This is a genomic window from Pseudomonas sp. G1002 (genome assembly GCF_013385455.1).
GTDB lineage: Bacteria > Pseudomonadota > Gammaproteobacteria > Pseudomonadales > Pseudomonadaceae > Aquipseudomonas.
Genome location: NZ_JACAPY010000027.1, coordinates 607,743 through 617,170, shown reverse-complemented (window position 1 = coordinate 617,170; position 9,428 = coordinate 607,743). Strand labels below are relative to the sequence as shown.

Annotated in this window: 9 protein-coding genes; 2 read left to right on the top strand and 7 right to left on the bottom strand. The window is 62.7% G+C overall.

Annotation, left to right across the window (positions count from 1 at the left end; genetic code table 11):
* Nucleotides 1-68: 68 nt before the first annotated feature.
* On the bottom strand, nucleotides 69-698 hold the full coding sequence (locus tag HX801_RS17100) for a LysE family translocator (RefSeq protein ID WP_177022411.1): 630 nt from the start codon (nucleotides 696-698) through the stop codon (nucleotides 69-71).
* A 145-nt stretch (nucleotides 699-843) separates the two neighbouring features.
* Here HX801_RS17100 and HX801_RS17095 point away from each other — a divergent pair, with 145 nt between their 5' ends.
* Complete coding sequence (locus tag HX801_RS17095; protein WP_032899927.1) at nucleotides 844-1,317, top strand: Lrp/AsnC family transcriptional regulator; 474 nt, start codon at nucleotides 844-846, stop codon at nucleotides 1,315-1,317.
* A gap of 301 nt (nucleotides 1,318-1,618) precedes the next feature.
* Here the strand turns inward: HX801_RS17095 and HX801_RS17090 are convergent, their stop codons facing one another.
* The 6 genes from HX801_RS17090 to HX801_RS17065 are packed head-to-tail and all read right to left on the bottom strand — an operon-like array spanning nucleotide 1,619 to nucleotide 7,306.
* Nucleotides 1,619-2,551: a phosphatidate cytidylyltransferase gene (locus tag HX801_RS17090; protein ID WP_003213523.1), complete on the bottom strand. Its 933-nt coding sequence runs from the start codon at nucleotides 2,549-2,551 to the stop codon at nucleotides 1,619-1,621.
* Between the two features lies 1 nt (nucleotide 2,552).
* Nucleotides 2,553-3,173 (bottom strand): 1-acyl-sn-glycerol-3-phosphate acyltransferase, encoded by a 621-nt coding sequence (locus HX801_RS17085; RefSeq protein WP_003213522.1) that lies wholly within the window; start codon nucleotides 3,171-3,173, stop codon nucleotides 2,553-2,555.
* Nucleotides 3,174-3,182: 9 nt separating this feature from the next.
* Nucleotides 3,183-3,626, bottom strand: coding sequence for a hypothetical protein (locus tag HX801_RS17080; RefSeq protein ID WP_003213520.1), 444 nt, complete (start codon nucleotides 3,624-3,626; stop codon nucleotides 3,183-3,185).
* Nucleotides 3,616-4,914: a phosphatase PAP2/dual specificity phosphatase family protein gene (locus tag HX801_RS17075; protein WP_177022410.1), complete on the bottom strand. Its 1,299-nt coding sequence runs from the start codon at nucleotides 4,912-4,914 to the stop codon at nucleotides 3,616-3,618. Before HX801_RS17075 ends, HX801_RS17080 begins: the two co-directional genes overlap by 11 nt.
* A gap of 3 nt (nucleotides 4,915-4,917) precedes the next feature.
* Complete coding sequence (locus HX801_RS17070) at nucleotides 4,918-6,672, bottom strand: bifunctional alpha/beta hydrolase/class I SAM-dependent methyltransferase (RefSeq protein WP_177022409.1); 1,755 nt, start codon at nucleotides 6,670-6,672, stop codon at nucleotides 4,918-4,920.
* A 10-nt stretch (nucleotides 6,673-6,682) separates the two neighbouring features.
* Nucleotides 6,683-7,306 (bottom strand): CDP-alcohol phosphatidyltransferase family protein, encoded by a 624-nt coding sequence (locus tag HX801_RS17065; protein ID WP_102370198.1) that lies wholly within the window; start codon nucleotides 7,304-7,306, stop codon nucleotides 6,683-6,685.
* A gap of 184 nt (nucleotides 7,307-7,490) precedes the next feature.
* On the opposite strand from HX801_RS17065, the gene hflK reads away from it, so the two are divergent.
* Nucleotides 7,491-9,422 carry a protease modulator HflK gene (gene hflK, locus HX801_RS17060; protein WP_177022408.1) on the top strand — a complete coding sequence of 644 codons (1,932 nt, stop codon included), beginning with the start codon at nucleotides 7,491-7,493 and terminating at the stop codon, nucleotides 9,420-9,422.
* Nucleotides 9,423-9,428 lie beyond the last annotated feature (6 nt).

Below are 9,428 nucleotides of genomic sequence, written 5' to 3'. Positions count from 1 at the left end.
CTGGCAATGTGTCGCGTATCTTACACGTCTCTTTGATACAAAAGATGACGGCAAATGCGCCGCAAAGCTCAGGCTTGCTGTACGAAGGTGAGGCGTATCGCAAAACCGATCAAAAGACTGCCAAACAGCCATTGCTGAAGGCGCTGGGCGGACGGGCTGCGTTCCAGCCAGCGGCCGATTCTTGCGCCGGCCAATCCATAGCAACTGTCGAATCCCAGGCCGACCGCCACCAGAATCGCCCCCAACAGCGCAAACTGCGCAGTCACCGATGCGCCATGTGGATCAATGAATTGCGGCAGCAGCACGGAGCAGAACAGCAGCGCCTTGGGGTTGAGCAGGTTGGTCAGCAAACCCCGCTGGAAGGCTTCGCACCAGGCATGCGCCGGCGCCGTGCTGTGCTCGGCGTTCAGGTTGGGCAGCAGGTTTGAGCGCAGGCACTGCACGCCGATCCACAGCAGATACGCCGCACCGCCCAGGCGCACCACATCGAAGGTCCAGGGTGCGACCTTGAACAGGGTCGCCAGGCCCATCCCCGCCAGCGCCACGTGGCAGGCTCGCGCCAAGCCCAAGCCGCCTGCGGTTGCCAGTGCCATCGCCTTGCCCTGGCGGGCGCCGGTTTGCAGCAGCAGGATCATGTCCGGGCCGGGCAGCAGGTACACCACTGCCAACGCGACTAAAAACAACCAGAGTTCTGCCATGCGCCTGCCCCTTGCGGTAGGTGATTCGTAGGGCAATTTTAGAGGTGAAGGCCGGGGCAGGTGCTTGCGTAGTCAGATGGAAAAGCGTCTAGTCTTGGCACAATCTGCCACTTTTTTCGGGCGAAACATTTCACTTATGCCAAATCTGAAGCTGGACGCATTTGACCGCAAGATTCTTGAAGCCCTGCAACGGGATGGCCGGCTGAGCAACGTGCAACTGGCGGACGAGATTGGCCTGTCGGCCTCGCCCTGCTTGCGGCGTGTGCGGCTGCTGGAAGAGGCCGGGGTGATTCGTGGTTATCAGGCAAGCCTGGACCGGGATGAAGTCGGGTTGGGGCTGACGGTGTTTGTCGGGGTGAAAGTGGAGCGGCATAACGACGAACAGGCGGAGGCGTTTCGGTTGGCGGTGACGGCGCTGCCCCAGGTGATTTCGGCGTTTCTGGTGTCGGGGGAGTCGGATTTCCTGCTGCAAGTGGTGGTGCCGGACTTGCGCGGGTATGAACGGTTCCTGACCGGGAGCTTGTTGAAGTTGCCGGGGGTGAGTGATATCCGCAGCAACTTCGCGATTCAGACGGTGAAGACGCCCGGGGCGTTGCCGCTGAGTCACCTTCCCGGCTAGATCGTTCCCACGCTCCGCGTGGGAATGCCGCCCTGGACGCTCCGCGTCCGCTTTAAAAGTCGTGACGCGGAGCGTCACCGGATGCATTCCCACGCAGAGCGTGGGAACGATCAGATAATGACGCCGGGGGCATCTTCCCGGCTGGTGATTTCTTATTGTGGTAAGGACGCTTGTTGTGGCGAGGGAGCTTGCTCCCGCTGGGCTGCGTAGCGGCCCCAAAATCTTGGGAGCGCTGCGCACTCCAGCGGGAGCAAGCTCCCTCGCCACTGGGGTTGTGTGGATTTGGGGAGGGAGGTAGTCGTCAGGTCCACCAGTAGCGCACGAGATGAAAGAAGATCGGCGCGGCAAAACACACTGAATCCAGCCGATCCAGCATCCCGCCGTGCCCTTCGATCATGTGCCCCCAATCCTTCACGCCGCGGTCGCGCTTGATCGCTGACATCACGATCCCGCCAGCAAACCCCAGCAGGTTGATCAACAGCGCAATCAGGAACGACTGCCAGGGATTGAACGGCGTGGTCCACCACAGCGCCGCGCCGATCAGGGATGACAGCAGAATCCCGCCGACAAACCCTTCCACGGTTTTAGACGGCGACAAGTTGGGCGCGATCTTGTGTTTGCCGAACAGCTTCCCGCACACGTACTGCAACACGTCCGACAGTTGCACCACGATCACCAGGTAGGCAATCAGCAGCAGGTTGCGGCCTTCGTAGCCGACGATATCCAGGGTCAGCAGCGCCGGCACGAAGGACACACAGAACACCGCGATCATCAGCCCCCATTGCACCTTCGACGCCCGTTCCAGGAAGTGCGTGCTGTCGCCGCCCAGTGACGCGAGGATCGGCAGCAGCAGGAACACGTACACCGGGATAAAGATCGAGAACAGCCCGTACCAGTCGAAGTAGATCAGCAGGTATTGCAGCGGCAGCGCCAAGTAGAAGGCCGCCACCAGCGCCGGGTAATCGCTGCGCCGGGTGGGTGTCAGCGTGAGGAATTCCCGCAGGGCATAGAACGACACGGCGTAAAACAGCAGGATCACCGCGCCGGTGCCGAGCCAGAACGCAATGCCAATCACCACCACCATCACCCACCACGCATTGATGCGGGCGTTGAGGTTGTCGATCACCGCGTTGGGTGTGCCACGGGTGCGCAGTTTGAGGATCAGGCCGATCAGCGAGGCGAGCACCAGGATCGCGCCGATCCCGCCGAACAACATCAGGGTTTGGCTATCCATCTCAGGAATGCTCCGGGGCAAGGGCGAGCAAGGCGTCGCGGGTGCGGGCGAGGAACAGCGCCTTGTCTTCGCCGTCCTCCAGTTGCAGCGGTGCGCCGAAGCTGGTGGTGCACAGTAAGGGCAGCGGCAGCACACGGCCCTTGGGCATGACCCGGTTGAGGTTGGCGATCCACACCGGGATCAATTCGGCTTGTGGATAACTCTTGGCCAGGTGATACAGCCCGCTTTTGAACGGCAACAGGCCGTCTTCCAGGTTGCGCGTGCCCTCGGGAAAGATGATCAGCGAGTCGCCGTTTTCCAGGGCCTGAAGCATCGGCGCCAGAGGGTTATCCACAGGGTCCTTGCGCTCGCGGTCGATCAGCACGCCGTTGAACACCCGGTTGATGATGTAGCGGCGCAGGGCGCTGGTGTTCCAGTAGTCGCTGCCGGCCACCGGGCGGGTGAATTTACGCAGGTTCTGCGGCAACGAGGCCCACAGCAGCACGAAATCGCCGTGGCTGCTGTGGTTGGCGTAGTAGATGCGTTGCACCGGCACCGGCGCGCAGCCAAGCCACAGGCTGCGGGCGCCGGTGACGGTGCGGGCCATGGAGGTAATCAGGGTGGCGACCACGGGTTCGAACATGAGAATTCCTTATCCGGCGAAGGGCAGCCAGGGGCTGGCCAGGATGACGGCCACGGTCAGCAGCACTTGCGCCGCCAGCAGGTAGGCTTGCTTGCGCAACAGTTTCAGGGCGCCGCGACGGCGCTCGGTCCAGGGGCGGCCTGCGCGTTTGGCGGATTGCAGGCCAAGGGTTTGCATGGCCTGGTCGAAGTCGGGCGTGCGGTCGGTGTCGCGGGCGAGCAGGGCGAACAGGTCGGCGTCGAAGGCCACCCGCAGCGCCCAATATTTTTCCAGCAGCCCGAGCACAATCATCCACAGGCTGAGGATCAGGCAGACCGGCGTGATGCTGGCCATCAGCAGTTGAGCGAGGCCGAACAGTACGCCGAGCAGGGTCAGGCCTGTGGATAACTGATCCAGGGAACGGCCCCGCCGCAGCAGGCTGGCGACGACCTGTAATTCCATATCAGCGGGCATGGGCTAAACCCTCCAGGGCTTCACGGTGCGCGGAATGCAGGACCACACGTGGGCGTGCTGTACGAATAATAGCCACCGCCTCGTCGACATTGCCTGCGCGCCCGGTATGTAGCAGCCATGCAGCCACGGCGGTGGCGCTGCGTGAGTAACCGAGGGCGCAGCACACCAGCAAGGGTCCGGCTGAGCGTAGCCGCTCTATCGCTTGGGCGGCTTCCACGCATTGCGCTGCAGTGGGCGCCGTCAGGTCGAGCACTGGCAGGCTGTAGTAGGCGCGACCCTGTGGATTAATCGGCAATTCGGCGCACAGATCGACCACCGCCTTGAATGATCCCAGCTCACCGCTGGTGGGAATTCGCCCCAGCCAAACGTTATCCACAACCTGATCGGGCTGTGGATGTCTACGTGTCCACAGGCGGGAATTGATCCAGGCGGCCACCAGATAAGGCGCCAACAACCAGCGCGCCGCCGGAGTGAGTCGTCCGTCGGCGCGTTTCTGAAATCCTGCAACGCCCAGTACCAGGTAATTCGCCTTCATCAAGCCAAGGGATACCGCCGGCCAAAGCAGCCACAACCAGCCGCCGCCAAGGGAAAACGCCAGGATCAAACACACCAGCGACCCGAAGCCATAGCGCAGCCCCAGCCGCCAACGCTGGCGGTCCCTGGTAAGCTGGGCATTCAGCAGCGGGCTCGGATGTTCCAGCGGCCACAGCCACACGCACAGCCAGCCGGCGAGGGCGCCTGTGGGTAAGTCAATAAAGTGATGTTGATAAGTGGTCAGCACCGAAAGGCCGATCAACGCGAACCAGCCATGCACCAGCCAGCGCCACAGGCCCTGGCTATGCCGCTGATACATTATCCATAGCACCACCAGCAGCGCGATGTGCAATGACGGCGCCTGGTTGAACGGCTTGTCGAACCCGGCGAGTACCGCAAACAGCCAGCCAAACACGCCGTCCAGCGCCGGCCTTTCAAAGGTGAAGCGCAAGGGCCAGATCAGGAAGCAGGTGACGGCAATCACTTGGGCCGTCAGCAGGCGCAAGGCATGTTGTTTCAGTTCATGGCGGGTGCTTGGCAGTAGCAGGGAGAAACCGTAGAGCAGGTCGATCGACCAGTAGGGCACGATGGTCCAGGCCCAGAACGGGATATGGGTTTCCCAGCCGAACACCATCGTGCCCACGTCGCTGCGCTGGCTGGTGACCCACGTGGCAAAGCCGTAGGTGCTGAAAAACAGCGGCGCCAACAGCAGCAGCCACAGCACCGCCGGTTTTAACAGGCCCGGTTCACGCATGGGTCAGACTCGCTGTGCCAGGGACACGCTGAAAATCCCCCACTCATCCACACGCTGGGTGATCTTGCGGAAACCGGCGGCTGCCACCAGTTGATCCATTTCCGCCTGGCTGCGTCGGCGCATTACCCAGGCCTGGCCCTGGCGGTGGCTGGTGAGGGCGCGGGCGATAAGTTCCAGTTGCGGGTGCCACGGTTGGCCGGTGTACACCAGATAACCACCGGGCTCCACGGCTTCGGCCAAGCCCGCGAGCGAGCCACCGACCATCGCGTTATCCGCGAACAGTTCATATAGCCCGGACACCACCGCCAGCGTCGGCTTGGGTTCCAGCGCCGCAAGGTCCGCCCGGTCAAACGCATCGCCTTTGACGAACTGGGCGATATCTCCCAGCCCTTTTTCACGAATCAGCGCGCCACCGTCGCGCACGTTGATGTCGCTGTAGTCCCGCAGCAGGATCGATTCCGGCAACGGCGAAACGCCCTGCAAGGCTTCCAGTATGTACCGACCATGCCCGGCGGCGATGTCGACGATGCGCACTTCCCGCTGCTCGTCCCGCAGCTTGGCCATCGCCAGGCGCAGCAGCTCTTCCACGTTCAACTTGCGCTGACGAATACCGCGCCAGCCGATGGAGTTCAGGTAGTTGGTGTCGATCATCCGCCCCAGCCCGCCTTTGCCGGTGGGTTTGTTGCGGTATACGTAGTCCAGGGTGCTGCCGGAGTCGAAGCCGGTGTCGAAACCGAGCTTCACGCCATCCGACAGTTTGCTGCCCAGGCCCATGCTGGCGCGGGTCATGCGCCAGTACAGGTCGCGCAGGGAGTTGCGTGGCAACGGCGCGGCGAGGGACTCGGATTCGGCGCAGGTCAGGCCGATCTTGTCGGCGTCCAGCAAGTTGGCGCGGTCCAGCGGGTGTTCGAAGTTCTGCAGGATAAAGCGCCGGGCGCTGCTCAAGGCCACGGCACGATCACGTTCACCGAGGGTGTCGTGGAAGAAGCCGGGGAGGATGTGCAGCTCTTTCTTCAAGCTGCCGAGGCGGTCGAAAAACTGCTGCTGGGGTTTGCGGTGCACCACAAAGTCCGAGCCGGAGATCAGCAGTTGGGTCGGTACCTGAATTGCCTGGGCATCGGCTACAACCCGGTCGGCCGCTTCGTACAGGCCCAGCAGCACATTCACGGAAATGGCTTTGGTGATCAGCGGATCACTGTCGTAGGACGCCACGCGCTCCGGGTCATGGCTCAGGAACTTGGCCTTGACGTAGCTGTTGACGAAAAAGTTGCCGCGAAACTTGCGCATCAACGCCAGGCCCGGCCGGGCGAAGGGCACGTAGAGCTTGACCTTGAATGCGGGGGAGGCGAGTACCAGCGAGCGAATCTTCGGCGCGTAGTCGTGCACCCAAGTGGCCGCGATCACCGCGCCGACGCTTTGGGCGATCACCGCGAGGTTTTCTTCCTCAATGTTGTAGGTGGCGCCGATATGGTCAACGAAGGTCTGCACATCCCGCGCGCTGGTGGCGAAGCTCGGGCTGTCGCCGCGCGCGCCGGGGGATTGGCCGTGGCCACGGGCGTCCCAGGCGAAGAAGTCGAACTCCGGCAGGTTCAGCTCGTCCACCAGGTGGGCGATACGACCGGAATGCTCGTGGCCGCGATGGAACAGCAAGATCGCCTTGCGCGGCGCAAAGCCCGCGGGTGCGGTGGCGGGCCAATGACGGTAGAAAAGCTCCACCCCGTCATGGGTGCTGAAGGTGTGCTCTTGCTGTTCACGCATCGCAAAATCCTTATGCAGAAGGGGAGGTGTTCGTTTCTTCTTTCAAGCCTTGGCGCACACGGTTGACCAGGGTGTAGGCCAGCAACGCCGCGACCAGCCACATCACCGCATCGACCCAACCGGCACCCAGCCAACCCAGCGCCACGCCGGTGGCCAGCACCCCGAGCACAAACGCCCGATCGCTCTTGCCCATCGGGCCGTCGTAGCGCCGCGAGGCCCCGACCATCGGCCCGAGCACGCCGGCGTATTCGCTGAACACCGCCAGCAGCGTCACCAGCAACACCGGCGCCAGGCTGACCTCGGGGATCAGCGCAAACGGCAGGATCAGTGCGCTGTCGGCGATCACGTCGCACAGTTCATTGAGGTAGGCGCCGAGTCGCGACTGCTGGCCGAATTCCCGGGCGAGCATGCCGTCAATGGCATTGAGGGCCATGCGCAGGATCATCCACAGCGGGATCAGCGCAAACAGCCACACATGTTGTGCGAAGCCGGCAATCAGCAATCCCACCAGCAGGGAAACCACCCCGGCCAGCACGGTGATCTGGTTGGCGGTGGTGCCGTTGTCGTAGAGGCGCTGCACCAGCGGGCGCAGCAGGTTCTGAAAACGCGGTTTAAGCTGATAGATCGAAATCATGGGGAGTGACGCTTCCTTGTCCGTAAGCCCGCGAAAAACTCTGGGGAGTGTGCCGATTTATCACCGCTGAAACCAGTGATGGCTCGTGTTTCTGGGGCTTTCGTCACTATCTGTGTGAAACCAAACAAAAATTTCACGCTTCGGGTTATAGAGTAACTAATTGTTTCTGGGTGGGCGTTTGGGGATGCGAGTGGATCTAGACGCTGATGACGTGGCCATCGAAGGGCTGCCGCGTTTTCAGCAGGGGTTGTTTCATGCCCGCCGGTTAAGGCAGGCCGGCATTGGCCTGACGGTGCTGGCGGTCGGCGGCTGGATGCTGGCGCTGTTTGTGGCGCTGTTCGCCCCGCTGTCGATCTGGCCGGTGGTGCTGATCAACTGCGCCTCGGCGTTGCTGGTGCTGGTGGCTGGCTTGCAATCGGCGTGGTGGGTCGCGGATTGGCGGGCCATGGCGCTGGAGGAGCCGGCTGCACGGCTGATCGAACCGCCGCTGCCACAAGAAGAACCTGGCTGGCTAAACCGGCAGTTCGGTCGCGTCGGTAACGGCTTGCTGGTGCAGATTGGCGCACCGGTGTTCTGGCTGTGCGGCTGGTCGTTGCTGGCATTCTTCAGCGTTCTGGAATTCTGGAGCTTGACCTTGCCCGCCGCGGCGCTGGGCCAGGCTGCCAGTGTGGGCGCCGCCATTGCCTTGGCACTGGCATTCGGCTTGCTGGTGTTTGAACGGCGCATGGCCCAGGAAAGCACCGCCCAATGGCCGGAAGCCGCGCAACTCGCGCAACTGAGCCGGGTGGCGATTATTTGCCTGGTGATCAGTGCGATTTGTCTGCTGTTTGCCGGTGAAGAATCCGTGTGGCCATTGCGCCTGGCCGTGTTGATCGGCCTGTTGCCGGCCCTGGTGGCGCTGGAGTTTCTGCTAAGAGGCCTGCTGTCGTTGTTCAGCCCGCGCCAGGAGCGGCTTGAACCGCGCCTGATGGCGCAAAGTTTTATCGCCGGGATGCTGCGCTGGCCGCCGCAACCGTTGCTCGCCTTGCAGCACGAACTGCACAACCGTTTCGGCATCGACCTGCGGCAGATCTGGGCCTTCACCTATATGCGCCGGGCATTCCTGCCAGTGCTGGTGGTGGTGCTGGCCGTAGGCTGGTTGCTGACCGGCGTGCATGAAGTCGCCCTGCAAAGCCGTGGGATCTATGAACGCTTTGGCAAGCCGGTGGAGGTCTTCGGGCCTGGCCTGCATGCCGGTTTGCCGTGGCCGCTGGGTCGCGTACTGAACGTGGAAAACGGCGTGGTCCATGAGCTGGCCACCAGCGTTGGCGAAGCGGCAAACACCGACGTCGCTCCGGCCGAGGGCCCGGCGCCGCTGATCGCCAACCGCCTGTGGGACGCCAGCCATGTGAATGACAAATCCCAGGTGATCGCCAGCAGCAGCGGCGACAAGCAGAGCTTCCAGATCGTCAATATGGACGTGCGCTTTGTGTACCGCATCGGCTTGACCGACCAGGCCGCACTCGCCGCCACCTATAACAGCGCCGATGTGCCCACGCTGATCCGCAGCACCGCCAGCCGCATCCTGGTGCACGAGTTTGCCTCGCGAACCCTTGATGAATTGCTGGGTGAGGAACGCAACAGCCTCGCCGATGAAATTGGCCAGGCGGTGCAAGCGGACCTGAAGAAACTCGACAGCGGCGTGGAAATTCTCGCCACCGTGGTGGAAGCCATTCACCCGCCCTCCGGTGCGGCGAATGCCTACCACGCGGTGCAAGCTGCGCAGATCGGCGCCCAGGCGCTGATTTCCCGGGAGCGCGGCGCTGCCAGTGAGCAGACCAACCAGGCGTTGCTGCAAGCCAGTACCGCCCGCGACCAGGCCCAGGCCACGGCCCATGAAGTCAGCGCCGGCGCCCAGGCAGCAGACCTGCGTTTCAGCGCCGAACAAAAGGCCTATCAACAAGCCGGCCAGGCGTTCGTGCTGGAGCAGTACCTGAGCCAACTGAGCCAGGGCCTGGCTCACGCCAAGTTACTCATTCTTGATCATCGCCTGGGCGCCAGTGGCGCACCGACCATCGATCTGCGTTCCTTTACCTTACCGGCCGACCCTGCGGTGCCGCGTAAAGCCGTTCAATAAGGAGTT